This window comes from Streptomyces similanensis (assembly GCF_039543625.1).
GTDB lineage: Bacteria > Actinomycetota > Actinomycetes > Streptomycetales > Streptomycetaceae > Streptomyces > Streptomyces similanensis.
Genome location: NZ_BAABKC010000037.1, coordinates 1 through 24,165 on the forward strand (window position 1 = coordinate 1; position 24,165 = coordinate 24,165).

23 protein-coding genes and 1 pseudogene are annotated in these 24,165 nt (G+C 74.6%); 15 read left to right on the top strand and 9 right to left on the bottom strand.

What is annotated here, in order from left to right:
* Positions 1-436, top strand: a pseudogene (locus ABEB07_RS11370) (serine/threonine-protein kinase); the annotation flags it as partial.
* A 19-nt stretch (positions 437-455) separates the two neighbouring features.
* Here the strand turns inward: ABEB07_RS11370 and ABEB07_RS11375 are convergent.
* Positions 456-881, bottom strand: a complete 426-nt coding sequence (locus ABEB07_RS11375) for a winged helix-turn-helix transcriptional regulator (RefSeq protein ID WP_176147375.1) — start codon at positions 879-881, stop codon at positions 456-458.
* A gap of 108 nt (positions 882-989) precedes the next feature.
* Between ABEB07_RS11375 and ABEB07_RS11380 the strand changes: the two genes are divergently transcribed.
* Entirely contained in the window at positions 990-1,886 is an 897-nt protein-coding gene (locus ABEB07_RS11380) for an alpha/beta fold hydrolase (RefSeq protein WP_345668171.1), read from the top strand.
* Positions 1,887-1,922: 36 nt separating this feature from the next.
* Here the strand turns inward: ABEB07_RS11380 and ABEB07_RS11385 are convergent, their stop codons facing one another.
* Entirely contained in the window at positions 1,923-2,969 is a 1,047-nt protein-coding gene (locus tag ABEB07_RS11385; protein WP_345668172.1) for an Lrp/AsnC family transcriptional regulator, read from the bottom strand.
* A gap of 366 nt (positions 2,970-3,335) precedes the next feature.
* Between ABEB07_RS11385 and ABEB07_RS11390 the strand changes: the two genes are divergently transcribed.
* The 7 genes from ABEB07_RS11390 to ABEB07_RS11420 all read left to right on the top strand — a co-directional run bounded on the left by ABEB07_RS11390 (position 3,336) and on the right by ABEB07_RS11420 (position 9,310).
* On the top strand, positions 3,336-4,598 hold the full coding sequence (locus tag ABEB07_RS11390; protein ID WP_345668173.1) for an MFS transporter: 1,263 nt from the start codon (positions 3,336-3,338) through the stop codon (positions 4,596-4,598).
* Positions 4,570-5,862: an amidohydrolase gene (locus tag ABEB07_RS11395; protein ID WP_345668174.1), complete on the top strand. Its 1,293-nt coding sequence runs from the start codon at positions 4,570-4,572 to the stop codon at positions 5,860-5,862. The genes ABEB07_RS11390 and ABEB07_RS11395 overlap by 29 nt, the downstream gene beginning before the upstream one ends.
* A gap of 163 nt (positions 5,863-6,025) precedes the next feature.
* Positions 6,026-7,426 (top strand): hypothetical protein, encoded by a 1,401-nt coding sequence (locus tag ABEB07_RS11400; RefSeq protein ID WP_345668176.1) that lies wholly within the window; start codon positions 6,026-6,028, stop codon positions 7,424-7,426.
* Positions 7,427-7,460: 34 nt separating this feature from the next.
* Positions 7,461-7,655, top strand: coding sequence for a hypothetical protein (locus ABEB07_RS11405; RefSeq protein ID WP_345668177.1), 195 nt, complete (start codon positions 7,461-7,463; stop codon positions 7,653-7,655).
* Positions 7,652-8,602, top strand: a complete 951-nt coding sequence (locus tag ABEB07_RS11410; RefSeq protein ID WP_345668178.1) for an ADP-ribosylglycohydrolase family protein — start codon at positions 7,652-7,654, stop codon at positions 8,600-8,602. Before ABEB07_RS11405 ends, ABEB07_RS11410 begins: the two co-directional genes overlap by 4 nt.
* A 32-nt stretch (positions 8,603-8,634) precedes the next feature.
* Positions 8,635-8,838: a helix-turn-helix domain-containing protein gene (locus tag ABEB07_RS11415; protein ID WP_164584454.1), complete on the top strand. Its 204-nt coding sequence runs from the start codon at positions 8,635-8,637 to the stop codon at positions 8,836-8,838.
* Between the two features lie 7 nt (positions 8,839-8,845).
* Complete coding sequence (locus tag ABEB07_RS11420; RefSeq protein WP_345668179.1) at positions 8,846-9,310, top strand: Clp protease N-terminal domain-containing protein; 465 nt, start codon at positions 8,846-8,848, stop codon at positions 9,308-9,310.
* Between the two features lie 79 nt (positions 9,311-9,389).
* Here the strand turns inward: ABEB07_RS11420 and ABEB07_RS11425 are convergent, their stop codons facing one another.
* Both ABEB07_RS11425 and ABEB07_RS11430 read right to left on the bottom strand, forming a co-directional pair.
* Positions 9,390-10,205: a hypothetical protein gene (locus ABEB07_RS11425; protein WP_176147382.1), complete on the bottom strand. Its 816-nt coding sequence runs from the start codon at positions 10,203-10,205 to the stop codon at positions 9,390-9,392.
* A 59-nt stretch (positions 10,206-10,264) separates the two neighbouring features.
* A complete protein-coding gene (locus ABEB07_RS11430; RefSeq protein WP_345668180.1) occupies positions 10,265-10,882 on the bottom strand; it encodes an ABC transporter ATP-binding protein in 618 nt (205 codons plus the stop codon).
* Positions 10,883-11,161: 279 nt separating this feature from the next.
* Here ABEB07_RS11430 and ABEB07_RS11435 point away from each other — a divergent pair, with 279 nt between their 5' ends.
* Positions 11,162-12,442 carry a TrbL/VirB6 family protein gene (locus ABEB07_RS11435; protein ID WP_345668182.1) on the top strand — a complete coding sequence of 427 codons (1,281 nt, stop codon included), beginning with the start codon at positions 11,162-11,164 and terminating at the stop codon, positions 12,440-12,442.
* Between the two features lie 474 nt (positions 12,443-12,916).
* On the opposite strand, the gene ABEB07_RS11440 is transcribed toward ABEB07_RS11435, so the two are convergent.
* Both ABEB07_RS11440 and ABEB07_RS11445 read right to left on the bottom strand, forming a co-directional pair.
* Positions 12,917-14,578, bottom strand: coding sequence for an amidohydrolase (locus ABEB07_RS11440; protein WP_345668183.1), 1,662 nt, complete (start codon positions 14,576-14,578; stop codon positions 12,917-12,919).
* Positions 14,579-14,729: 151 nt separating this feature from the next.
* Positions 14,730-16,334: an APC family permease gene (locus ABEB07_RS11445; protein ID WP_345668184.1), complete on the bottom strand. Its 1,605-nt coding sequence runs from the start codon at positions 16,332-16,334 to the stop codon at positions 14,730-14,732.
* A gap of 166 nt (positions 16,335-16,500) precedes the next feature.
* On the opposite strand from ABEB07_RS11445, the gene ABEB07_RS11450 reads away from it, so the two are divergent.
* A complete protein-coding gene (locus tag ABEB07_RS11450; protein WP_345668185.1) occupies positions 16,501-17,106 on the top strand; it encodes a TetR/AcrR family transcriptional regulator in 606 nt (201 codons plus the stop codon).
* Positions 17,107-17,139: 33 nt separating this feature from the next.
* Here the strand turns inward: ABEB07_RS11450 and ABEB07_RS11455 are convergent, their stop codons facing one another.
* Positions 17,140-17,595 carry a MarR family winged helix-turn-helix transcriptional regulator gene (locus ABEB07_RS11455; protein WP_345668187.1) on the bottom strand — a complete coding sequence of 152 codons (456 nt, stop codon included), beginning with the start codon at positions 17,593-17,595 and terminating at the stop codon, positions 17,140-17,142.
* A gap of 156 nt (positions 17,596-17,751) precedes the next feature.
* On the opposite strand from ABEB07_RS11455, the gene ABEB07_RS11460 reads away from it, so the two are divergent.
* Positions 17,752-19,269, top strand: coding sequence for a UbiD family decarboxylase (locus ABEB07_RS11460; RefSeq protein WP_345668188.1), 1,518 nt, complete (start codon positions 17,752-17,754; stop codon positions 19,267-19,269).
* A gap of 43 nt (positions 19,270-19,312) precedes the next feature.
* Here the strand turns inward: ABEB07_RS11460 and ABEB07_RS11465 are convergent, their stop codons facing one another.
* Together ABEB07_RS11465 and ABEB07_RS11470 are read right to left on the bottom strand one after the other, a co-directional pair.
* Positions 19,313-20,029, bottom strand: coding sequence for a DUF899 domain-containing protein (locus ABEB07_RS11465; protein WP_345668189.1), 717 nt, complete (start codon positions 20,027-20,029; stop codon positions 19,313-19,315).
* Positions 20,030-20,103: 74 nt separating this feature from the next.
* Positions 20,104-21,588 (bottom strand): MFS transporter, encoded by a 1,485-nt coding sequence (locus ABEB07_RS11470; protein WP_345668190.1) that lies wholly within the window; start codon positions 21,586-21,588, stop codon positions 20,104-20,106.
* A gap of 81 nt (positions 21,589-21,669) precedes the next feature.
* On the opposite strand from ABEB07_RS11470, the gene ABEB07_RS11475 reads away from it, so the two are divergent.
* From ABEB07_RS11475 to ABEB07_RS11485, 3 genes are all read left to right on the top strand, one after another.
* The gene (locus ABEB07_RS11475; RefSeq protein ID WP_176147389.1) at positions 21,670-22,065 is read left to right on the top strand and encodes a winged helix-turn-helix transcriptional regulator; all 396 of its coding nucleotides are present in this window, start codon (positions 21,670-21,672) and stop codon (positions 22,063-22,065) included.
* Between the two features lie 88 nt (positions 22,066-22,153).
* Positions 22,154-22,954 carry a MerR family transcriptional regulator gene (locus ABEB07_RS11480; RefSeq protein WP_345668191.1) on the top strand — a complete coding sequence of 267 codons (801 nt, stop codon included), beginning with the start codon at positions 22,154-22,156 and terminating at the stop codon, positions 22,952-22,954.
* The gene (locus tag ABEB07_RS11485) at positions 22,951-24,165 is read left to right on the top strand and encodes a glycosyltransferase (protein WP_345668192.1); all 1,215 of its coding nucleotides are present in this window, start codon (positions 22,951-22,953) and stop codon (positions 24,163-24,165) included. The genes ABEB07_RS11480 and ABEB07_RS11485 overlap by 4 nt, the downstream gene beginning before the upstream one ends.

Below are 24,165 nucleotides of genomic sequence, written 5' to 3' on the forward strand. Positions count from 1 at the left end.
TGAGGTGGCCGGCCGGGCGGCGGGCGCGGCGGCGCAGCCCTCCGGGTCCCCGGCCGCCTCGCCGCGCGCCGTCGCGTACGCCGGGCAGATGCTGACCGAGAAGAACTCGCTGGTGTTCAAGGAGCCGGGCACCCGCGCGGACCGCAAGGGCGACATCCGTCTGGTCTGCGGCCAGAGCTGTGCGCTGGAGAGCGACACCAGCGTGATGACCCTCGTCTACGGCAAGCCGGGCGCCACCCTCGACACGTGTCGCATCCTCGCCCGCGGCGACAGCCACCGCCTGTACCTGGCCGCGGCGGCGAGCGGCAGCGAGATCTGCGTCAAACGCTCCTCCGGTGACCTGGCGCTGCTGGTGATCCAGGTGAAGTCGACCGTGCTGCCGGGGAGCGGGGGCAACTTCGTCACCGCGGACATGACGGTCTGGCCGGCCGCCTGAACCGGCGGGCTTCAAATCCTCACCGAAGGCCGGAGGCCGGGGTCTCCTCGCGTGCGCTCAGCTCGTTCGCGCGGTCGACCTCGGCCATGTGCTCCTCGGCCCAGGCCCGCACCACCGCGAGCGCGGCCTCCAGGGACAGGCCGAGACCGGTGAGCCGGTAGTGCACCTGCGGCGGCACCGTCGGCTCGACCCGGCGCGCGACCAGACCGTCCCGCGTCAGACTGCGCAGGGTCACCGAGAGCATCTTCTGCGAGACCCCGGGCATCCGGCGCAGCAGCTCGCTGAAGCGCACCTCCGCCGGAGCGGCCTCCGCCAGCACCTTGACCGCCATGGACGTCCACTTCGTCCCGATCCGGTCCAGCAGCCGGCGCGTCGGGCACGCGGGATCGAACAGGTCGCCGCGCGCCCCGCCGGCGTCGGACGCGCCCGCTGCCTGGGAGGTCACCCGAAGCTCACCACCTGAACGGAAAGTGCGGTCTTGGCCGCCCCATCCTAGTTCCCTACCGTTCCCTTGTCACCATTGGTTACTCAAGGAGCAGAGGAGCGGGCCGCCATGACCGCGACCACCACCACCGTCCCCGTGCCCGACGGCCCCGACCGCGTCGAAGTGGCGCTGCGCGCCCTCACGGTCGACGGCGTCGAACTCAACGTGGCGACGGCCGGAGCGGGCCCGGCCGTCCTGCTGCTGCACGGCTTCCCGCACACCTGGCGGTTGTGGAGCCGGGTGATCGGCGAGCTGGCGCGGCGGTACCGCGTGATCGCACCCGATCTGCGCGGCTTCGGCGACAGCGCCCGCCCGGCCGGCGGCTACGACGCGGGCACCCTCGCGGCCGACGCCGAGGGACTGCTCGCGGCGCTGGGCGAGACCTCCGCCGCCGTGGTGGGCATCGACATCGGCGCCCCGCCCGCGTTCCTGCTGGCCATGCGCCGCCCCGACCTCGTCCGCCGACTGGTGCTGATGGAATCGCTGCTGGGCACGCTGCCCGGCGCCGAGGACTTTCTCGCCGGCGGCCCGCCGTGGTGGTTCGGCTTCCACGCCGAACCCGGCCTCGCGGAGTCCGTCCTCGTCGGCCACGAGGAGCGCTACGTCGAGTGGTTCCTCGACCGCGGCACACTCGGGCGCGGCGTACGGGACGACGACGTGCGCGACCGCATCGTCCGGACCTACACCGGAACCGAGGCGCTGCGCGGCGCCTTCGGCCCGTACCGTGCGCTGGCGGAGACCGGCCGGCAGATCGCGGCGGCCCTGGACCGGGGCCGCCTGACCGTCCCCACGCTCACGATCGGCGCCCACCCGGTGGGCCGCGCACTCGAACGCCAACTCGGCCCGTACGCCGACGACTTGACGGGCCATGTCATACCGGACTGCGGTCACATCATCCCCCTGGACCGCCCCGCGGCCCTGCTGGCCCTCCTCGGACCCCACCTCACCGAGAAACACGAGGTGTGACCCTGCCACCGCCGCCGCTCACACCCGGCCCACCGGTCAGAACGGCGCGCCGTACTCGTCGTCGGCCTCCCCGTCGGCCGCCGCGGTCATCGACACGTGTGCGCGGGCCCGGCCCTCCCGGTCCAGCAGCCGGCCCATCCGCTTCGCGGTGTGCAGCGTGATGCTCCGCTCGCCGATCCGCAGGCCGGGATGGCGGCGCAGGATCCGCTCCTCCAAGGCCACGCAGTCGCCGGCGGAGCGCAGCCACACCGACAGCAGCAGGTTGTCCGTTCCCGTCACGGACGAGCACAGCCGCGTCTCGGGCAGCCCCGCCAGTGCCTTCGCCACGGTCTCCGCACCAGGGCCGGGCACCGCGACGCGGAAGGTGGCCACGACCGGCCAGCCGGCCAGCCGCTGGGTCAGATCGCACCGGAAGTGGATCTCGCCCCCGTCGATCATCCGGCGCAGCCGCCGGCGGACCGTCGTCTCGCTGAGTCCGCACTCGCGCGCCAGTTCGGCGTGGCCGCGCCGGGCGTCGGCGCCGAGCGCCAGCAGCAGCCTGCGATCGCCATCGGCGTACGGCCCGGTCGCCGGCCGGCGGCGGCCCGGCCGCTCCGCTTCCCTGAGGTCCGCGCGCTGGCGTTCGTTGAGGGTGTGCACCAGCCATCCGCTGCCCTCCCGGTGCACCGCGGTGCACACACTCAGCCGGACCGCGCGCACCCCGCTCAGCGAGCCCAGCCGCCGGGTGGCGAAGTCGTCCAGGGCCGGCAGGTCGCGGGCGGCCACGCCCAGGAACAACTGGTGGTCGCCGGTGGTGCGTTCGATGCTGAACACCGGGCCCCAGGACAGCAGGCGCCGGGTCAGGGGCTCCACCGCGGCGGGCGCGCAGGCGAGGTCCACATAGCCCACCACCGAGGCACGGTGCGTCGGGTAGGCCGTCATCCAGGCCGTTCCGCTGCCGGTCAGGCGACGCCAGCGGCGCGCCGCCGTGGTGGCGTCGATGCCGATGACGGTGCCGATCCGGGACCAGGGCGCTCTCGGGTGCAACTGGAGGGCCTCGACCAACGCCAGGTCGGTCTCGGTCAGTTCGGCGACCTCGGCCACGGCTCCACCGGGCGGGACGGAGACAGCCCCCGACGCGACGGGCGAGCGGACAGGGGTGTCGGCAGACGAGTGGACAGGGGCGTCGGCGGGGGAGCGGACAGGGGCGTCGGCGGGCGGCGCGGTGGCGGGGTCGATGGGCGGCACGCGCCTCATCCTGGCACCGCGCACGGCCTTGCCGGCAGCCCGCCCCGCACCTGGCCCCTGCCCCGGCCGCCGACGGCCCGTATCGAGCCGTTGGCGGTGCCGTGGTGGCGGTTTCCGGCGACAGGAAGGGTCGTCCGCCGGTTTCCTGCGATGCGCGGGTCGTGAACGGCGGGCGGTGCAGGGTGTGCGCCAAGCGTCACCTCGCCGAGCGGGAGGCCCCCTGTGCTCAGAACCACCCGGACCACCGCGGTCCTGCTCTTCGTCGCCTGGGCCGTGGACTACATCGACCGGCAGGTCATCAACCTGGCCCTGCCGTCCATCGGTGAGACGTTCGGCCTCACACACGGCGAGCGGGGCCTGCTGCTGTCGGCGTTCTTCGTCACCTACGCGCTCACCCAGATCCCGGGCGGACTGGTCGCCGCCCGCTTCGGCGGGGTCCGGATGATCTGTGTGGCCCTCGTGCTGTGGTCGGTGTTCACCGGTCTCACGGCGGCCGCCTGGTCCTTCGCCGCGCTGCTGGTCCTGCGCTGCCTGTTCGGCGTGGCCCAGGGGCTGTTCCCGGCGGCCGCCATCGACACCCTCAGCCGCCGCAGCGTGCCCGAACAGCGACTCACCGCCAACGGCTGGATCCAGAGCTCCAACGCGGTCGGCGGACTCCTGGCCGCCGTGCTCGGCGGACTGCTGCTCGCACACGGCGGCTGGCGCGTGATGTTCACCGCCACCTCCGTGCTGGGCCTGCTGGTGGTGGCCGCGGTCCGGCGCTGGATGCCGGCGCCGCTGCCCGCCGAGCGGACCGGCCCGCCCCTCCAGCGGACCGGGCGGGCCACGGCCACGCTGCTGAAGTCCCCCGCGATCTGGGGCTTCGCGGTGATGTTCTTCGCCTACGACACGGTCGTGTGGGGCCTCAATAGCTGGAGCGCCTCCTATCTGATGGAGGAGCGCGGCCTGCGGGTGGGCGACGCGGGTCTGGTGTCCCTGGGGCCGACCCTCCTCGCCGCGGTCACCGCCGTCGTCGGCGGCCGGCTGTCCGACCGGTTCGAGGGCAGGCCGCGGCTGATCGTGGTCCCCGCGATGTGCGCCGCCGCCGCCCTGCTGGTCTGGCTGCCCCTGACCACCTCGCTGACCGGCTTCGTCGTGGTCGCCACCCTCATCAGCGCGGTGCTCGGCCTGTGTTACATGCCCTGCTTCTCGGTTCCCCTGCGCAGCCTCCCGCCGGATCTGACGGGCGCGGCCTCCGGCATCGTCCTGTTCGGCGGACAGCTCGCCGGGATCGTGGTGCCGACGCTGTTCGGTCACGTCGTCGACGCCCACTCCTACCGGGCCGCCTTCTGGTCGCTGGTGCTCGGCCCCGCCCTGGCCGTCATCGCCGTGCTGTGCGTGCCCCAGACCTCGTCCCGTTTCCTCGCGCGCCTGCGCGCCGCAGTCAGCGACACCCTCACGAAGGAGGACGACAACGATGCGTCCACAGCTCCCCACTCCACCTGAGACCCCCCTGACCGCCGGTCTCGCGGCGCACCTCCCGCACTGGGAGGACGTCTACCGCGACCTGCACGCCCACCCCGAACTCGCCTTCGCGGAACACCGCACCGCCGCGGCCGTGGTCCGCGAACTGACCGCCGTCGGCGGCTGGGAGGTCGCCGAGAAGGTCGGCGGGACCGGCGTGGTGGCGGTCCTGCGCAACGGCACCGGGCCCGTCGTATGGCTCAGGGCGGACCTGGACGCCCTGCCCGTGCGGGAGGAGACCGGCCTGCCCTACGCCTCCGTGGAGGCGGGCCTCATGCACGCCTGCGGCCACGACGTGCACGTGGCCGCCCTGCTCGGCGCCTGCGGGCAGCTCGCCGCACACCCCGACGCCTGGCGGGGCACCGCGGTGGCCGTCTTCCAGCCCGCCGAGGAGGTGGGCCGCGGCGCGCGGGCCATGCTCGACGACGGCGTCCTCGACCGCTTCCCGCGCCCCGACGTGGTGCTGGGCCAGCACGTGGGCCCGCTCCCCGCCGGAGTGGTGATCACCCGGCCGGGTCCCGTCATGGCGGCGGCGGACAGCGTCCGCGTCACCCTCCACGGGGCCGGCGCGCACGCCTCCGCCCCGCACCTCGCCGTCGACCCCGTGGTGATGGCCGCGTGTGTGATCCTGCGCCTCCAGACGCTCTCCGCCCGGCTCGCGCCGCTGACCCCGTCCCCGCTGCTCACGGTCGGCGCGATGCACGCCGGTACGGTCCCGAACGTCATCCCGCACACCGCCGAACTGCTGTGCAGCCTGCGGACGTTCGACGAGGCGACCCGGCAGCAGGTGCTCACCGACCTGCGGCGCGTCGTCCGCGCGGAGGCCGACGCCCAGGGCGCGCCCCGCACACCCGATGTCGAGACCTACGACTCCTTCCCCCTGACCGTCAACGACCCGGACGCCACCGGACGGGTCCTCGCGGCCCTGGCGGACGCGGGCACGATCGGCCGCGCCCTGCCCGCCCCGCTGCCGGCCAGCGAGGACTTCGGCCGGTTCGCGACCGCCGCCGGCTGCCCCTCGGTCATGTACCACTTCGGCGGCGCCGACCCCACGGACTTCGACGCCGAGGCCGTCGCCGCCCTGGACCGCGGCGCCCTGCCGCCCGGCACCGTCATGAACCACTCCCCGCGCTACGCCCCCTCCGACCGGCACGCCGTCGACGCCGGCGTGCGCCACTTCCTCACCACCGCCGGGTCGTGGCTGTCGCCCGACGACGGCGGGGCGGGCGACACGGCCACGACCTGAGACCGGCCACGCCAACCGCCCGCTCCACGCTTCCGGTTGATCAATCACCGCGTCTCCGGACCCGATTGATCCACCACCCCATCCACGCACCCGGTTGAGCAACCCTCCCTCTCCGAACCCGGTTGAGCACACCGGATCCGACCGATGCCGTAAGGACAGGCCCTTGAGGTACTGGAAGCCCCTCCTCCTCGCCGTCGCTCTCGCCCTCTCGACGGCCGCACCCGCGACCGCCGCGCAGACCGGCTTCGCGCACCCGGCGGACCCCTCCCACTCGCCGACGTCCTCGTCCTCCTCGAAACCCGCGACGCCCGACTGCGCCTGGCACCCCCTGGGCTACCGGACGTCGAACGTCGCCTACCCGGACACCAACTCCCAGTACTGGCTGCTGCACTACACCACGCAGCCCGGCCTCACCATCAGTCTCGACGGCCGCTACCCGGACGCCCGCTACGCGTCGTTCGCCTCCTACGACGCCGCGAACAGCAGCTTCACCGGACCCGACGGCGCGCCCTCGGTCCTGACCGACCACCGGATCGTCCCGGACCGGGGCAGCCGCAACCCCTACCGGCAACCCGCCCGCCCCGGCAGCAGGTTCACCGTCACGGTCACCGGACGAGCGGCCGACAGGGCCAACTCCCTGCCGCTCGCACCCGCGGGCGCCGCCGAAGGCGCCGGAGGAACGGTGATCTACCGCGTCTACCTGCCGCACGGGACGGTACAGCTGCCCGACGTCACCTTCCTGCGCGGCGGCCACCGCGTCCGTGTGGCGACCTGCGCCGACGCCCGCACCGTACCGGCCCCGGCCGACGCGCCGACCGCACCCGCACCCGCACCCGCGCTCACACCCGCACCCGCGCTCACACCCGCACCCGCGCTCACACCCGCACCCGCGCTCACACCCGCACCCGCGCTCACACCCGCACCCGCGCTCACACCCGCGCCCGCGCTCGCATCCACGCCCATCGGTGTCCCGGAGCGGCCGGCCTTCGCCCGGCAGGGCGGTGCGGGGCTCTACCCCAACCCGGACAACGCCTACCTGGCCGCCGGCTTCGACGCCCCGCCCGCCGGTCAGGTCCTCGTCGTGCGCGGCAGGGCGCCCGTCGCCACCGCCGGCGACCGTGCCCGGCCGTGGCCCGACCGCACGGCGCAGGTACGGTACTGGTCGATGTGCGACAACCTGTGGTGGGGACCGGGCGAAGTCGTCGCCAACCCGCTGCCCGACGGCACGGTGGACCCGGGCTGCCGCGCGGACTTCGACACCCGGCTCGGCGCCGACGGCGCCTACACCTACGTCATCGGCACGGAGGAGCAGCGCGCGACCGTCGAGCGCGTCCCCGGCGTCACCTTCCTCCCCCTGTCGTCGGCGACGCCGACCGCCAAGCACCTGCTCATCCTGCGCGACATGCTGACCAGCCCCCGCTTCGCCGAGGCGATCCAGAACGTGCCCGCCGGAAGCGACCCGGCCCGCACCGCGGCGGTGATGGGCGCCTACTACCCGAGGACGGCCTACTGCGACCTGACCGCGCTGACCGCGTCCGGACCGTCCGCCTGCCCGGTGTCCTGAGCCGAAATCCCCCCGGACAGCCGATACTTGTCCGATGGCGACACCGAAACACCTGTGGGTCACCACCACACACGACTGGTCCGCCGCCGTCGACGCGGACCACCCGGACGCCGAACGGCTCCCCGACGGCCGCCCGCGTCGCGGCATGTCCGCCGTGGCGGCCCTGAGCGCGTGGCTCGTCCACACCAAGCCGCGGCTGGACGTGCGGGTGGAGGGCCGACGGGCATGAGGCACGAGGAGCGGGCCGTCGGGGCGGTCGTCGGCTCGGCGGTGGGCGACGCGCTGGGGGCGCCCTTCGAGTTCGGACCGGAAGGCGTGTTCTCCGCCCGCTTCCCGAGCCCGGGCGGCGGCGGGGAGATGTGCGGCGGCGGTGGCTGGGACCCGGGCGAGGCCACGGACGACACCCAGATGGCCGTACTCGTCGCGGAGTCGCTGCTGCGGCACGGCGGACTCGACCTGCCGGACGTCTTCGCCCGCTTCCAGCGGTGGGCGGCGGCCGACCCCAAGGACATCGGTCTCCAGACCGAGGACGTCCTGACCAACGGTCTGCCCTGGGACCGGGCCGCCGCGGAGCACTTCCGGGTCAACCGGCGGGCGGCCGGCAACGGTTCGCTGATGCGGGCGACGCCGTCCGCCGTCTACTTCGCCCGGGCCGGACAGACGGCCACGACGGACGCCGCCCGGCGGATCGCGGCCCTCACCCACGGCGACCGCGCCGCCTGGGAGGGCACCGCCGTCTTCCACGAACTCCTCCGCCGCGCCCTGGCCGGCGCCGACCCCCTCGACGCCCTCCCCGACGTCGTCGCACTCGTCAGCCCCGAGCACCGGCGGCGCTACGCGACCGTCCTCGCCGCCGACTGGCATCCCGGCCTGGCGACCGAGTTCAACGGCGCGGTCTGGCCCTGCCTGGGATCGGCGGTCTGGGCGCTACGGAGCACCGCCGACTTCGAGGGCGCCCTGCGCGCGGCGATCGACCTCGGCGGCGACACGGACACCGTCGCCGCGGTCACCGGCGGCCTCGCGGGCGCCTACTACGGGCCGGACGCGATCCCCGCCCGCTGGATCGAGCCCCTGCACCTGCCCCTGCCGGGATTCGGCGGACGCGTGCTGCGGCCGGCCGACCTGACCGGCCTCGCCCACCGCCTGGCTACCGCCGTATCTGTCAGGCTGGGTTGACACGCCTCGCTTGTCAATCCAAACTGACAGACATGGAAACGCGAGAGCTCTCCGAACGCCTCAGGTCGCACGACCCCGCGGTGGGGCTGCGGGCCGTGGGCGCGCTGCGCAGGCTGGCCGAGCAGGTCGAGGCGGCGGCGGTCGAGCGCGCCCGGGAGCAGGGCTGGTCCTGGGAGCAGATCGGGGACGCCCTCGGCGTCTCCCGGCAGTCCGTGCACGCCAAATACGGGAAGTGAGACGACCATGTTCGAACAGTTCGCGGCCGGCGCCCGCGCCGCCGTCGCGTCGGCGGTCGACGAGGCCGCCCTGCGCGGCGACCGCCGCATCGGCACCGAGCACCTGCTCCTCGGCGTGCTCCACCAGCCCGGCGCGGTCCGCGCCCTCGGCGCCGGCCTGGACAGCGCGCGGGCCGCGCTGGACGACCTCGACCGGACCGCGCTGGCCGCGGTCGGCGTCGACGCCCAGGGAGTCGAGCGGGCGCCGCTCCCCGTCTCCTGCAAGCGCGCGCCCTTCACCTCCGGCGCCCGCGCCGTCCTGCCCCGTGCGCTGGTGGAGACGAGGCGGGCCGGCAGCCGGCGCATCGCGCCGGAACACCTTCTGCTCGCCCTGCTGGACTGCGAGCGGCCGGACCCCGTGGCCGAAGTGATGACACGGCTCGGCACCGACCGCGCGGCCGTCCGCGCACACCTGCGGCGAACGGAGTCCTGAGCCGCGCGTACGGCGGCCCGGCGCGGGCCGCCGGGCCGGGACAGGACACGGCGGGACACGGCGGGACGCGGCGGACCGGCTACCGCCTGCCGAACACCCCCGCGGCCCGCCCGAGCAGTCCCCCGGCGCGCCCACCGCCGGCCGCCGGGGCCGTGTGGACGCGGGTACGGCGGAGGAAGGCGGCCAGCGCGACGAGGGACAGGGCGGCCAGCCAGGCGAGGCTGTTGGCCAGCGGAGCGAGGGTCAGGCGGTCGGTGAAGCCGGCCTGCAACGCGGTCTGCAAGGACCCGTAGCTGGGCAGCCAGGCGATCAGGGGGCTGTTGGCGGTGGTCGCCGCGATGGGGTTCTGCGGGGCGAGGTCGATGATGCTGGTCATGATGATGGCGACCATGCCCTCGACCTCGCCGGGCAGGAACAGCGACAGGAACAGCCCCATCGCGCCGTAGATCAGGGACGCGGCCAGCACGGCGAGGACGAGCAGGCCGGGCTGGCGCGGCCGCCAGTACAGCAGCATCCAGGCGACCGCGTAGGCGCTGACCAGCGCGGCGGTGGCCAGCAGGGCGGTGAGTTTGGCGGCCAGCAGCGCGCCGCGCGGATAGCCGGCCGCGGTCAGGCGCCGGTCGAAGTCGCCGGTGCGGCGCGCGGCGCTGAACATCCAGAACCCGACCAGCAGGGACACCGCGTTCAGGGACCCGCTGATCATCGTGATGTTGTCGCCGCCCGCGTGCAGCACCTGCCCGGTGGCCCGCAGCCGGAACGGGAACAGCTCCGGGGTGGCCACCGTCTTGGCGACCGTGATCCACAGCGGCACGAAGACGGCGAGCAGGATCAGGGCGAGCCGGTTCTTCGCCAGCGCCAGCAGTCCGTACCCGGTGGCGACCCGGTAGGCGGTCATCCAGGTCGCCCCCGCCGCTCTCGCCGTGCCCGTCGTCTCCCTCCGCGCGCTCGACCCGGTCACCCGTGTGCCCCGGTGGTCGGCGCCCGGTGCAGACGGCCGTCGCTGAGGCGGTACAGGGCGTCCAGCCGCTGGGTGTCGTAGGCGAGGTGGGAGACGATCAGCACCGTGCGGCCCGCCGTCCTCAGCTCCTGGGCGATGTCCCAGAACCGCAGATAGGTGTCCCAGTCAAAGCCCTGGTACGGCTCGTCCAGGAGCAGCACCGCCGGGTCGTGCAGCAGGGCCAGGACGAGGTTGAGCTTCTGCCGGGTGCCGCCGCTGAGCGTCCGCACCGGCTGCCGGTCGTAGGCGTCCAGGCCGAGCGCCCGCAGCAGGCTCTCGGCCCGGTCGAGGCCGGGCAGCCGGTGGGCGATCTGGAAGAGCCGCAGGTGCTGACGGGTGGTCAGCTCCTCGTCGAGCACCGGGTACTGCGGGCAGTAGCCCAGCGTCCCGTCCAGCCGTACGGTGCCCGCGTCCGGGCGCAGATCGCCGCTCAGGACACGCAGCAGGGTGGTCTTGCCGGCGCCGTTCTCGCCCACGACGCCGACCAGCTGCCCGCGGCCGGCGCGCAGGCTCGCGTCCCGCAGCACGGGTCGCGAGCCGTACCTCTTGGCGACGTGCTCCACCAACAGGACCATGGCCACGGACCTCCGTAGGGGTGGGCGGAGCGACCGCGCCGTGCGCGCCGGCCGGCCCGCCGCGCGGACACCGCGAAGAGCGGACTCCACAAAGATCCGCCATCACGGCGCCCACCGCTCACGGACACGCGGTCATCCCCCCTCGCGCAACGCGTCAGGGGCAGGACGCCCGCCCGTGGGGCGGCCGGGCCGGCGGCCGCGGCCCGCGCCGACGGGGATGGCCCGCGCCGACGGCGATGGCCCGCGCCGCCCGCGCGCCGATGCGCGTACCGCATCAGAATGGACGAAACGTCCGGCGAGACCAGCGGAGGCTCGGTGATGCGTGACAGCGCCGAGGACGATGAGGGCCCCTTCGAGGAGCACGACGTGCGCGACGGCGGACCCGACGCCGCCGAGGAGACCGGCGCGTACGCCGGGCCGGGGGCGTACGACGAGGAGGAACCGGAGGACGACGAGGGCTCCGAGGGCTACGAGGAGACCCTCGTCCCGGAGGAGGAGGCGGTCACCGGGGCGAGGGCGGCCGACGCGGAGCCCGACGTGTATCTCGATGTCCCGTTGCTCAAGGTCGACGAGATCGACCTGGACGTCGAGAACCTGCGGGCGCACGTCTCGCTCCAGGCCGAGGTGCTGGACCTGCTCAAGCTGAACGTCGGCGCCGACGTCGCGCTGGGCCGGGTGCACCTGGGCATCTCGGGCGTGGAGGCGCAGGCCCAGCTCAAGGTGCGTCTCGACAACGTGGCGCTGATCATCAACCGGGTGCTCACCACGCTCGACCGCAACCCGCAGATCCTGGAGGACCTGACCCGCGGGGTCGGGCTGGCCGTGCAGGACATCGGGGGCGGGGCGCGGCAGGCCGTCGGGGAGCTGGGCGCGGGAACGGGACGGGCGGTCGGCGACATCGGCCAGGGCGCCGGCTCCGCCGTGCGGGACGTGGGACGCGGCGCGGGCGCGGGGGTGCGGGACGTGGGGCGCGGGGTCGGCCGCGGGGTCGAGGGCGTGGGACGCGGTGCCGGTCAGGCGGTGGAGGGCGTGGGACACGGTGCCGGTCAGGCGGTGGAGGGGATGGGGCGTGGTGCCGAGGCGGCGGTGGGGGAGGTCGGACGGGGCGCCGGGGATGCCGTGGGCGAGGTGGGCCGGGACGCGGGGCGCACGGTGGAGGGCGCCGCGGGCGCGGTAGGCGGGGTCGCGGCGGACGCCGGCGAGGTGACCGGCGGCGTTGCCGCGGCGCCCGGCGGCGAGGTGGTGGAGGGTGCGGCGGACCGGGGGGCCGCAGCCGTCGAGGACGTACCGGAGGTTACGGAGGTCACGGACGTGCCCGGCGTCGCAGAGGCCGCGAGGGCGTCTGATGCGCCGGACGCGGTGGACGCGGCGGGCGGCGCCGTGCGCCGGACCGCGCGGCCCGCACGGGGCACGGCGCGAGGACGCGGGGACGAACCCCGGGACCCGGCCACCGCCAGGAGCCGCAGCGCCGCCCGCGCCCGCCGGGTCCGCGGCGAGGACGGGAAGCCGCCGCCCCGGCCCCGCCGCCGCGCGGCCGAGGAGCGGGACGAGCCGCCCTGAACGGCCGCCGAACCCCCGCGGGACCCGCCGGAGCGGGCACCGGAACCGAGCCCGCGCCCGAACCCGCACCCGGCGGAGCAGGCACCGGAACCGCATCCTCGCCGGCCGGCGCGGGCACCGCACCCGCACCCCGACATCGAGTTCCGCGCGACGGTCCGGTCCGACCGGCTCCGCTTCAGGGAGGACCCGCGGACAGCCGTCCGCTTCCCCGGCGCCGGCAGCCGGACGTCGACCTCCCGCAGTGAGCGCACGAACCTCCCGGACGAGGTCGTCGCCGGTGAGGAGTACCGGGACGCCACGGTCGCCTACCGCCTCGCGACCCGGCTCACCGGACGCACCGAGGACGTCCCGGACGGCGGGGGAGGCACGGCCGCGCCCGGCCCGCCGGCACCGGACGGATCACCGTGACCGACCGGCCGCCCGCCCGTCCGCTCCCGCTGCACACCCGTCCGCTCACACCAGTCCGCCCCCGTCTCACACCCGGTGCACGATCGTGCCGCCCGTCATCGTCAACACGACGGGCGCCGAGCCCAGTTCGTCGGCGGGCGCGGTGACGGGGTCGACGGCGAACGCCGTGAGGTCGGCGCGGAAACCCGGCGCGATCCGCCCCGCCACGTCCTGCTCGCCCACCGCGCGCGCCGAGTGCGAGGTGTAGCCCTCCAGGGCCATCAGGCCGGTCAGGGCCTGCCCGGCCGCGACCGGCTCCACCTCCGGCCGTCCGGGCAGCCGGCGCAGCCGGGCGGTGGCGAGCACCTCGCGCGGGTCGTAGTGCGCGATCGGCCAGTCCGAGCCGAGGACCAGGGTCGCGCCCGCGTCCCGCAGATCACGGCAGCGCCAGGCGCGGTCGGCGCGTTCCCCGCCCAGGCGCCGGGACCATTCGTCGCCGTGGTCGGCGCGGGTGTAGGCGAGGTGGGTGGGCTGCATGGAGGCGGCGACCCCGAGCCGGGCGAACCGGGGCAGCTGGGCGTCCGGCACGGTCTCGATGTGCTCGATCCGGTGCAGGGCGCGCTCGTGGGGGTCGGTGAGGAGTTCGACCGTGTCGAGCACGTGCCGTACCGCCGCGTCGCCGATGGCGTGCGTGACCGTGCGCACTCCGGCGCGGGCGAGCCGGTGGACCGCGCGGGTGTAGGCGGCGGGGTCCGGCCAGAACGCCTCGGTGCCCTGACCGTGGCAGTCGGCGTGCTCCAGCCAGGCGGTGCCGCCCTCGACGGTGCCGTCCATGAAGAACTTCACGCCGCCGACCCGCCAGCGCCGCCCGTGCGAGCGCTGCGCCTCGATCAGGTGGTCGAGGCCCGCCTCGTCCGTGCCGGGCATGCACCAGGGGGCGATCCGCAGCCGCATCGGCAGCTCGCCGTCCTCCTCGATACCGGCCAGCAGGCCGAGGACGTCGGGTTCCTGGAGGTCCATGACATGGGCGCCGGTGAGCCCGGTGGCCGCCATGGCGCGCAGCAGGGCGAGCAGGCGCTCCCGGCGCACGGCCGCGCTCTCCCGCGGCAGGACGGGGTCCATCAGGCTCATCGCGGCGAACTCCACGAGGTGCCCGGTGGGCCGTCCGGCTGCGTCGCAGACGACCTGCGCCCGCTGTTCGAAACGGCGCGGCCCGTCGATGCCCGCCGCCGCCAGGGCGGGTCCGCTGGCCAGGCCGGAATGGCCGTCGTAGAGCCGGATGAAGGCCGGTACGCCGCCGAGGGCCGGGTCGATCAGGTCGTGGTGGACAGGGCCGCCGGAGAAGACGTTGTGGTCGAGCCCGTGGGCCAGCACCCAGTCGCCGGGGCCGGCCGCACGGGCCGCCGCGGCCAGCGCGGCCCGCAGCGCCTCCAGGTCGTCGCAGCCGGAGAGGTCGAGCCCGGCGGCCGTGAGCACCCCCAGGTAGGGATGGCTGTGGCCGTCGACCAGTCCGGGTGTGAGGGTGGCGCCCGCCAGGTCGACGACCTCGGTGCGCGCACCGCGCCAGTCGGACACGTGCGCGTCGTCCCCGACGGCGACGATACGGCCGTCCTTGACCGCGACCGCGTGTGCGGACGGCCGGTCCGGATCGAGGGTGCGGACCCGGGCGCCGGTCAGGATCGTGTCGGCGGCATAGGAGGAGGCGGCAGAGGAGGAGGCGGCAGAGAGGGAGGTGGCGGGGTGTGACACGGGCGGGGTTCCTTGCGGTGGGCGCGGACGGGAGGGGAGAGATACGTGTGAGCGGGGCCGGGTGTGCGCCGGCCCCGGGAGCGGAGCGGACCGGCGGCCGCCGGACGCGGGCCGGACTCGGCCGGCGACGGCCGCCGGCCGAGGACAAGGGTCAGCGCGCGGCCGTGTCGGGCCCGCCCGACGCGCCCGCCCCGGAGCCCTCGCCACCCGCCCCGGAGCCCGCGCCGCCCGCGCCGAGGTCGTCGGCCTCGTCCGGTTCGGCGGCGAAACCGGCGTACACCTCGGGCCGGGTGCGGCGGACGCGCAGCGAGAACAGGGTGCCGAGGGCGAAGGCGGCGGGGACCAGCAGCACGAGGACGGTGTCGGTGGTGAACGACGCTCCGGTCATCAGGCCGATCTTGCTGATGACCAGCCACATCGCACCGGCCATCAGCACGGCGGCGGCCAGCGGGGCGATCACGCCGCGCCAGCGGCCCTCCTGGTGCCGGGTGCGGCGGAAGTAGCGGAACACGGCGACGGCGGTGACCGCCTGGAGCGCCAGCAGACCGAGGCTGCCAGGAGTGTTGACCCAGAGCAGGAGTTGCCGGTAGGGGTCGGCGCCGGCCACGGCGAAGCCCGTGACGACCACCAGCGCGAGGACGCTCTGCGCGGCGCCGGCGACGTACGGCGAACGGTGCTCGGGATGGACCCGGCCCAGCGCCCCGGGCAGCACGCCCTCCTGGGCGAGGGAGAGCCCGTAGCGGTTGATCGCGTTGTGGAAGGCCAACTGCGAGGCGAGGATGCTGGTGACGATGAAGAGGTGCATGAGGTCGGTCGCCCAGCCGCCGACGTAGTGCGTGGTCGCGGTGAAGAACAGGCCGGTCGGGTCGGCGGCGACGGCCTGCGCGATCCGCGAGCCGCCGAAGGCCTGGATGACGATCCAGACGCTGAACGCGTAGAACAGGCCGAGGAAGGCGACGGCGATGTAGGTGGCCCGGGGGATGGTGCGGCGGGGGTCGCGGGCCTCGCGGCGGTAGATGGCGGTGGACTCGAAGCCGGTGAAGGCGGCGAACGCGAAGGTGAGCACGGCGCCGGTGCCCGGCACCAGCACGTTGCCCGGCGTGAAGGAGTCCAGCGCGAGCCCTTCGGCGCCGCCGTCGAGGAGTACTCCGCCCGCCAGCAGGACGAGGATGCCGGTCTCCGCGACCAGCAGCACACCGAGGACCTTCGCACCGAACTCGATGCTGCGGTGGCCGAGGAACCAGATGACGAAGACACCCGCCACCGCGATCGCCGGCCAGGGCACCCGGACGCCCCACAGGGCCTGGAGGGTGTCCTGCGTGCTGGTGGCGAGCAGTCCGTAGACACCGATCTGCATGCCGTTGTAGGCGAGCAGGGCGAGGGCGGCGGCGCCGAATCCGGCGGGCCGGCCCAGGCCCCGGGTGATGAAGGCGTAGAAGCCGCCGCCGTGGCGGACGTGCCGGGTCATCGCGGTGAATCCGGCGGCGAAGAGGGCGAGTGTGGCGCCGGCGAGGAGGTATCCGACGGGGGCGCCGACGCCGCCGATGCCGATGGCCAGCGGTGCCACACCGGCCATGACGGTCAGCGGCGCGGCGGCGGAGACCACGAAGAACGCGATGTCGGCGACGCCGAGACTGGCCCGGCGCAGTCCCGGCGAGCCGTCCGAGCCGTGCCTGCCGTCTTCGGCCCCTGTGCTCCGGCGCTGCGGCGCGGCGCCCTCCGGTACTCCCTCGCGGGATGCTGACTCAACGGCCATGACGCGCTCGGCCCTTCTGAACAGAGGATCGGGACAGCGGCGGCCCGGAGCGTCCGGAGAGAGGTGTGGTGCCGGCGGGGCCGCGGCGAAAACTAAACCGTGTCGGTTTAGGTAATGTAGACGGCCGCCTACGATCGGGGAAGACCTCACGTCAGGAGAACGAAATATGGGGCGGCCGCGAAAGGCTCTGCTCGACCGGGGGCGCATCGGTCGTACGGCCCTCGAACTCGTCGACGAGACGGGCGACTTCACCGTCCCCGAGATCGCGCGCAGGCTCGGGGTGCAGACCGCGTCCGTGTATCACCACGTGGAGGGCCGGGCCGGGGTGATCGAGCTGCTGCGGGAGCGGGTGGTCGACGACCTGGACCCCGCCGCGCTCGGCGTGCGCCCCTGGGACGCCGCCCTTGAGGCCTGGGCGCACTCCTACCGCTCGGCCTTCGCCGCCCACCCGCGGGCCGTCTCCATGCTGATGACCTCGCCGGTGCGGGCGCCGCGGGTGATCGAGCAGTACGAGCGGGTGGCCGGCCTGCTGCTGGAGGCGGGGTTCGCTCCGGAGACGGTCATGCCGGTCATCACCGGGCTGGACAACATCGTCCTCGGCTCGGCCCTGGACATGTCGGCCCCCGAGGTGATGTGGGTGGTGGGGGAGGAGTCCCAGGCCCCGCGACTCGCCCTGGCGCAGGCCGCCACGGGGCCGGCCCGGGCCGACCGCGCCTTCGAACTGACCCTGGCGGGCTTCCTGGCCCACTGTCGGGGCCTCCTGGGCGCCTGATCCCGGGCGCCTCGGCACGAGCCAGGCGTCCGGTCAGCCGGCCTCCGGATCTCCGGCCGCCCGGCGCAGGAGGTCCAGGAACTGCTCGCGTTCCCCGGGGGTGAACGGGGCGAGCATGTGCTCGCTCACCTCCGCGACCGCGGGGGCGAGGCGGTGGACCAGCTCCGCGCCCTCCTCGGTGACGCGCACCAGCTTGCGCCTGCGGTCGCTCTCGTCCCGGGCGATCTCCAACAGCCCCCGGCGGCGCAGCCGTTCGAGCAGGGGCGCGGCGGTCGACTTGTCGAGCCGGGCCCGTGCGCCGAGGGTGCCCTGGTCCATGTCGCCATGGGCGTCCAGCAGGCTCAGCACGGTGAACTGCGGCCCGGTGAGGTCCTGGTGGACCCGCTCGTACCAGAGCCGGTTGTGCGTCTGGTTCAACTGCCTTGCCAGCGGGCCGACTCCGGCCAGCGCGTCCAGGGGAGTGGGCCGGGCCGCCTTCTCGCGCGCCATCGTCTCCGCCTCCGCCTCGGTTGATCAGGACGTACACGTACTATAACGTGCGGCATATAGGACGCGTACGTCATAACTGTGTGTGACTTCGCTCCGGCACGACGGTTCCGCGCCCGGCCGCGCGGTCCGCCCCTCGCCCACCGGAAAGGCACCGCCATGACCCAACGCGGCAGCGCGCTCAACTTCCGCGACTTCGTCACCGAGCTGCTCGCCACCGGTGACGCGGTCGACATCCGGGTGCCGGTCAGCCCCACCCTGGAGGTCGGAGCCGTCACCAGGCGGGTCTACGACACCAGGGACCCCGCCCCGCTCTTCGGCGACCTGACCGAGGGCGCACCCGGGCTCCGGATCCTCGGCGCCCCCGCCGGACTGAGCGGGGTGCCGGGGGAGCCCTACGGCCGGCTCGCCGCGCACTTCGGCCTCCCGCGCGACACCACACCGCGCGACCTGCTGGAAAAGCTCGTCTCCGCCATGAAGGCCCGCCCCGTGCCGCCGCGGATCGTGCCGACCGGCCCCTGCAAGGAGAACGTCCTCACCGGCGCCGACGTCGACCTGACGCGGTTCCCGGTGCCGCTGCTGCACGAGCAGGACGGCGGGCGCTACTTCGGGACGTACGGCTTCCACGTGGTGCGCACCCCGGACGGGCGCTGGACGAGCTGGTCGGTCAGCCGCACCATGCTGCACGGCCGCGACACGCTGGTCGGCCCGGCCATGCCGCAGCAGCACCTCGGCATGATCCACCGCATGTGGGCCGACCGGGGCGAGCGCACCCCCTGGGCCATGGTCCTGGGCGCCCCGCCGGCCGCCCTGGCCGCCGCCGGGATGCCGCTGCCCGCCGAGGTCGACGAGAGCGGCTACGTCGGCGCCCTGACCGGCAGCCCGGTCGACGTGGTCCGCACCGAGACCAACGGCCTGTACGTGCCCGCCAACTCCGAGATCGTGCTGGAGGGGTACATCAGCCCCGACGAGACCGCGCCCGAGGGGCCGATGGGGGAGTACCACGGGTACGCCTTCGCGGAGAGCAAGCCGCAGCCCGTCTTCCACGTCGAGGCCGTGACGCACCGCGACCGGGCCGTCCTGCCCGTCTGCGTGGCCGGTCTGCCGCCGGAGGAGAACCACACCATCTGGGGCACGATGATCTCCGCCACCGGCCTGGACCTGCTGCGCTCCAGCGGCCTGCCCGTCTCGTTCGCCTGGTGCTCCTACGAGGCCGCCACCTGCTGGATGGTGGTGGCCGTCGACATCCGGCGGCTGGCGCGCACACGGATGACGGAACGGGAACTGGCCGACGCGGTCGCCGAGGTGCTCTTCGGCTCGCACACCGGGTGGCTGGTGCCCAAGGTCCTGCTGGTGGCCGACGACATCGACATCACCGACATCGACCAGGTGGTGTGGGCCATGGCCACCCGCAGCCACCCCGTCACCGGCCACCACGTCTACCCGGACGCCCCCGGCATCCCGATGGTCCCCTACCTCACCGAGGAGGAGGTGCGCGCCGGCCGCGGCGGGAAGTGTGTCGTCAGCTGTCTGCTGCCCGAGCAGTTCGACGGCGTGACCCGGGGCGTCACGGCGTCGTTCGACAACTCCTTCCCCGAGGACGTACGCCGGCACGTCACCGCGCACTGGGCCGACTACGGCTTCCCGGCGGCGGACCGGCGCGGTCACCGGCCCTGAGGCGGCCGTCCGGCTTCAGCGGTCCTGAGGGGGCCGTCCGGTTTCACCGGTCCTGAGGCGGCCGTCCGGCTGCCTCGGCGTCCGGTCCGTACAGCGCGGCGATGTCCTCGGACCCCGGCCACCGGCTGTAGGTGGGGGACTGCGGCCACCCCTCGGGCACCTCCTGCCACTCCTCCTGCCGTCCGTAGGGCAGCAGGTCGATGAGCGCGAAGGTGTGGGTGAGCTGCTCGATGCCCCGGCCGCCGGTGTGCCAGGTGCGGTACACGGTGTCCCCGTCGCGCAGGAACACGTTCATCCCGAACACTCCCCCGGGCGGTGCGCCGACGTCGGCCCCGAAGGAGCTGCCGGCGGTGGAGCACCAGGGCAGCCGGTTGCCGACCCGCCGCCGGTAGGCGAGCGCCTCGTCGATCGGGCCCTGGGTGACGACGACGAAACGCGCGTCGTAGGCGTCCAGGAAGTCCGGCCGGGTGAACTGCGCGGTGAAGCCCGTGCACCCCGGGCACTGCCACTCCTCGCCGGGGAACCACATGTGGTGGTAGACGATCAGCTGCCTCTTGCCGTCGAAGACGTCCACCAGCCGGATCGGGCCGTCCTCGCCTTCGAGGGTGTAGTCGGGCAGCTCCACCATCGGCAGGCGACGGCGCTCGGCGGCGATGGCGTCCAGCTCCCGGGTCGCGGCCTTCTCCCGGGCGCGCAGTTCCTGGAGCCGGCGCTCCCAGGTGGCGGTGTCGACGACGGGTGGCAGTGCGTGGCTGGTCATGATCGCCTCACGGAGTTCGGGCGCGGCTGTCACGGACACGGGGGTGGACCCGGCCGGGCCCCGGAACTCATCATTCACCGATCCGCGGCGGCCCGCCGCGCGGCGGCGGCAGGGGCGGCCGGCGCGCCCTCCCCGGTCCTGGGCGGCTCGCGCAGGACGGCCGCGGCGACCACCGCGGCCGCGAGGACGAAGCAGGCGCCGACCCGGAAGGCGAGCCGGTAGCCGTCGGTGAGGGCGTCGGCCCGGGCGGCCCCGCCGCCCGGCAGGGCGCCGGTGTGCGACGCGGCCAGGGTGCTCAGCACCGCGAGACCGAGCGAGGCGCCGACCTGCTGCACCGTGTTGAACATGCCGGACGCCAGCCCCGAGTCCCGCGGTGTGGCGCCCGACATGGCCAGTCCGGCCAGGGCCGGCATCGCCAGACCGAAGCCGACGCCGAGCAGCACGGTCGCCGGGAAGACGTCGGTGAGGTAGGCGCCGTCCGCCGAGACCAGACCGAGCAGGCCGAGCCCGCCGGCGATGAGGAGGAGAGCCGCCAGCAGCACCGAGCGGGAACCGGACCTCGCGACGAGCCGGGGCGCGAGGAACAGCGACATCGCGCCGATGAGCAGGGAGACGGGAAGCACGCCCAGACCGGTGCGCACCTCGTCGAAGCCGAGCACCTTCCGCAGGTACAGCACGACCAGGAACTGGAAGCCGAACATGCCGGCGACCAGCAGGGCGTGCGTGGCGAGGGCGCCGGAGACGTTGCGGAAGCGGAACATCCGGGGCGGCAGCAGCGGATCGGCCGCCCTGGCCTGGCGCACCCCGAACGCCGCGAGCAGCACGAGGGCGCCGAGGCCGCAGCCGAGGGTGTGCGCGGAGCCGAGACCGTGGTCCGACACCGAGACCACGGTGTAGACGGCCAGCATGAGCGCGGCCGTGATCAGACCGGCGCCGGGCACGTCGGTGCTCCTGCCCCGGCCCGTGCCCCGCTCCGGACGCAGCCCGCGCCGGGCCGCGAGGACGGCCGCGGCGCCGATCGGCACGTTGACGAAGAAGATCCAGTGCCAGCTGAGGGCCTGCGTCAGCACCCCGCCCAGCAGCAGGCCGAGCGTGCCGCCCGCGGACTGCACGAAGCTGTAGACGCCGATCGCCTTCGCCCGCTCGACCGGCTCGGTGAACAGGGTGACGGCCATGGCGAGGGTGACGGAGGACGTCACCGCGCCGCCCGCGCCCTGCACGAAGCGGGCGACGAGCAGCGTGCCCGCGTCCGGAGCCAGGCCGCACAGCAGGGAGGCGGCGGTGAAGACGGCCAGACCGGTGACGAAGACGCGCTTGCGGCCGAGGAGATCACCGAACCGGCCCGCGAGCAGCAGCAGTCCGCCGAACGGGATCAGATACGCGTTGACCACCCAGCCGAGCCCGGCCGGGGAGAAGCCCAGACTCTCCTGAACGGCCGGCAGCGCGACGTTCACGACGGTGCCGTCCAGGATCACCATCAGCTGGCCGACGCAGAGGATGGCCAGCGCGCGCCAGCGGGACGCCTGACCTGCCGGGGGATACACGGCGTGAGCGGACATGGAAGTGCCTTCCTTGAGGGGCCGCTTTGTTACGGAGTCCATCGTGTGTAACCATGCCGACGCGCGGAAGGAGGCACTTTTATGTCTCGCAGTCACACGGATGTGACCGACCAGGTGGAGAACCCGGCGTGTCCGGTCAGCGAGGTCCTGGACCGGGTGGCGGGGAAGTGGGCCATCGGCATCCTCGTCGCCGCGGCGAAGGGCCCGGTGCGCTTCAGCGAGCTGGAGCGCACCATCGACGGCATCAGCCGCCGGATGCTCACCCTGAACCTGCGCAAACTGGAGCGCGAGGGCCTGCTGACGCGGACCGTCTACCCGACGGTGCCGCCCAAGGTCGAGTACGCGTGCACCGAGATGGCGCTCGAACTCTACGAAACCCTCCTCTCCCTGGTCGACTGGGCCACCCGCCACAGCGGCGACATCGCCCGCGCCCATGCGGTCTACGACACCGCGCACACCGTCGCCCCGGCACCCTGACCCGGGGACTCGCCCCCGTCGCCGCGGACGCGAGTTGACCCTCCCCCCGCGTCAGGCCCGAGGCTGGAGGCCGACGGAAGGACGGGAGATGAACTACTCCGTGGGGCAGGTCTCGGCGTTCGCCGGGGTGACGGTGCGCACCCTGCATCACTACGACAAGGCGGGACTGCTCTCGCCCAGCGGGCGCAGCGACGCCGGCTACCGGCTCTACGACGACGCCGACCTGGTCCGGCTCCAGCAGATCCTCTTCTACCGCGAACTCGGCTTCCCGCTCGACGAGATCGCCGCGATCCTCAGCGACCCGCAGGCCAACGCGGTGGATCACCTGCGGGCCCGGCAACGGCAGTTGAGCGAGGAGATCGCCAGGCTGCGACGGCTGGCCGAGGTGGCGCAGCGGGCGATCGAGGTCCAGCAGACCGGGGTGTCACTGACCCCCGAAGAACGCTTCGAGGTGTTCGGCGAGATCACCTTCGACCTGAGCTACGCCACCGAGGCCGAGCTGAAGTGGGCGCACTCGCACGGGCAGCGCCAGGCGATGGCGCGCGCCGCCGCCCACACCAAGGAGGACTGGGCGCACCTCATGCGCGAGGCCGGCGCCTGGCGGGCGGAGCTGCTCGCGGCCTGGGACGAGGGCGAACCGAGCGACGGCGAACGGGCCATGGACCTGGCCGAGGAGCACCGGCTGCACATCTCCCGCTGGTTCACCTCCTGCCCGCCCGACATGCACCGGCGCATCGCGGACGACTTCGCCGCCGACCCGCGCGCCTTCGCCCTGGTCGTACCGCCCTCGCAGCAACGGCCGGGCCTGGCCGCCTACTTGTGCAAGGCGGTCCACGCCAACGCCGCCCGCCGCGCAGACGGCCGTACCCCCCTGGAGGGGGACCGATGAGGATCCTGATCGCCGCGGCCGGATCGCGCGGCGACATCGCGCCGTACACGGGCCTGGGCGCCGCACTGCACCGGGCCGGACACGACGTCGCCCTCGCCACCACCGACGCCTTCGCGCCCCTGGTGCGCGCGGCGGGACTGGAGTTCCGCGCGCTGCCCGCCGACCCCGCGGTGCGCGGCGGCGGCACCGGCCGGCGGGAACTGATGCGCGACGCCGCCGCGTTCGTCACCGAGCTGGGCCAGGGGTTCGCCGACGCGATGGCCGACGGCACGGATCTGCTCCTGCTCTCGGCCACCACGGCCCCGCTCGGCTGGCACCTCGCCGAGGCCACCGGCACGCCCAGCCTCGGCGTCTACCTCCAGCCCACCGCCCCGACCGGCGACTTCCCGCCCGTCGTCACGGGCGCCCGCTCCCTGGGCCGCCCCGCCAACCGCCTGGCCGGCCGCTTCGCGCTGCGCATGGCCGACCGCCTCTACACCCAGGCGGTGGCGGAGCTGCGCCACCGCCTGCGCCTGCCCCCGCTCTCCCCGGCCGCGACGCGCCGCCGGCAGGAGCGGGCCGACTGGCCGGTCCTGCACGGCTTCAGCACGGCACTGGTGCCGCGCCCCGCCGACTGGCGTCCCGGCCTGGACGTGGTGGGCAACTGGTGGCCCCACCACGATCCGGCCGCGCGACTGCCCGCCCGCCTGGAGGACTTCCTGCGCGCCGGCCCCCGGCCCGTCCTGATCACCTTCGGCAGCATGGCGGCCGGGGACGGCGAACGGCTGAGCGGGATCGCCGTGGCGGCCCTGCGCCGCGCCGGGCTGCGCGGCGTCCTCCAGGCCGGCCGCGCCCAACTCGCCGCCGACGGCGACGACGTCCTCACCCTCGGGGACGTACCGCACGCCGTGCTCTTCCCCCGGCTGGCCGCGGTGGTCCACCACGCCGGGGCCGGCACCTCGGCCGCCGCGCTGCGCGCCGGGGTGCCCGCGGTCACCGTGCCGGTCACCGCCGACCAGCCGTTCTGGGCACGCCGCCTGGCAGCGATCGGCGCGGCGCCGGACCCGATCCCCTTCGCGTCGCTCACCGCCCGGCGGCTGGCCGACGCACTCGGGGAGACCGTGCGGCAGTCGGCGTACACCCGGGCCGCCGCGCACGGCGCCCGGCACATGGCGACCGAGGACGCGGCCGGTCACACCCTCAAGGCCATCGCGCGACTGGGGGGCGGATGA

What these genes read in the sequence shown, in the direction of transcription:
- ABEB07_RS11380 (WP_345668171.1), top strand. Translation starts at nt 990, where the DNA reads ATGACCGCGACCACCACCACCGTCCCCGTGCCCGACGGCCCCGACCGC.
- ABEB07_RS11395 (WP_345668174.1), top strand. Translation starts at nt 4,570, where the DNA reads ATGCGTCCACAGCTCCCCACTCCACCTGAGACCCCCCTGACCGCCGGT.
- ABEB07_RS11405 (WP_345668177.1), top strand. Translation starts at nt 7,461, where the DNA reads ATGGCGACACCGAAACACCTGTGGGTCACCACCACACACGACTGGTCC.
- ABEB07_RS11410 (WP_345668178.1), top strand. Translation starts at nt 7,652, where the DNA reads ATGAGGCACGAGGAGCGGGCCGTCGGGGCGGTCGTCGGCTCGGCGGTG.
- ABEB07_RS11415 (WP_164584454.1), top strand. Translation starts at nt 8,635, where the DNA reads ATGGAAACGCGAGAGCTCTCCGAACGCCTCAGGTCGCACGACCCCGCG.
- ABEB07_RS11420 (WP_345668179.1), top strand. Translation starts at nt 8,846, where the DNA reads ATGTTCGAACAGTTCGCGGCCGGCGCCCGCGCCGCCGTCGCGTCGGCG.
- ABEB07_RS11425 (WP_176147382.1), bottom strand. Translation starts at nt 10,205, where the DNA reads ATGACCGCCTACCGGGTCGCCACCGGGTACGGACTGCTGGCGCTGGCG.
- ABEB07_RS11430 (WP_345668180.1), bottom strand. Translation starts at nt 10,882, where the DNA reads ATGGTCCTGTTGGTGGAGCACGTCGCCAAGAGGTACGGCTCGCGACCC.
- ABEB07_RS11435 (WP_345668182.1), top strand. Translation starts at nt 11,162, where the DNA reads ATGGACGAAACGTCCGGCGAGACCAGCGGAGGCTCGGTGATGCGTGAC.
- ABEB07_RS11445 (WP_345668184.1), bottom strand. Translation starts at nt 16,334, where the DNA reads ATGGCCGTTGAGTCAGCATCCCGCGAGGGAGTACCGGAGGGCGCCGCG.
- ABEB07_RS11450 (WP_345668185.1), top strand. Translation starts at nt 16,501, where the DNA reads ATGGGGCGGCCGCGAAAGGCTCTGCTCGACCGGGGGCGCATCGGTCGT.
- ABEB07_RS11455 (WP_345668187.1), bottom strand. Translation starts at nt 17,595, where the DNA reads ATGGCGCGCGAGAAGGCGGCCCGGCCCACTCCCCTGGACGCGCTGGCC.
- ABEB07_RS11460 (WP_345668188.1), top strand. Translation starts at nt 17,752, where the DNA reads ATGACCCAACGCGGCAGCGCGCTCAACTTCCGCGACTTCGTCACCGAG.
- ABEB07_RS11465 (WP_345668189.1), bottom strand. Translation starts at nt 20,029, where the DNA reads ATGACCAGCCACGCACTGCCACCCGTCGTCGACACCGCCACCTGGGAG.
- ABEB07_RS11470 (WP_345668190.1), bottom strand. Translation starts at nt 21,588, where the DNA reads ATGTCCGCTCACGCCGTGTATCCCCCGGCAGGTCAGGCGTCCCGCTGG.
- ABEB07_RS11475 (WP_176147389.1), top strand. Translation starts at nt 21,670, where the DNA reads ATGTCTCGCAGTCACACGGATGTGACCGACCAGGTGGAGAACCCGGCG.
- ABEB07_RS11480 (WP_345668191.1), top strand. Translation starts at nt 22,154, where the DNA reads ATGAACTACTCCGTGGGGCAGGTCTCGGCGTTCGCCGGGGTGACGGTG.
- ABEB07_RS11485 (WP_345668192.1), top strand. Translation starts at nt 22,951, where the DNA reads ATGAGGATCCTGATCGCCGCGGCCGGATCGCGCGGCGACATCGCGCCG.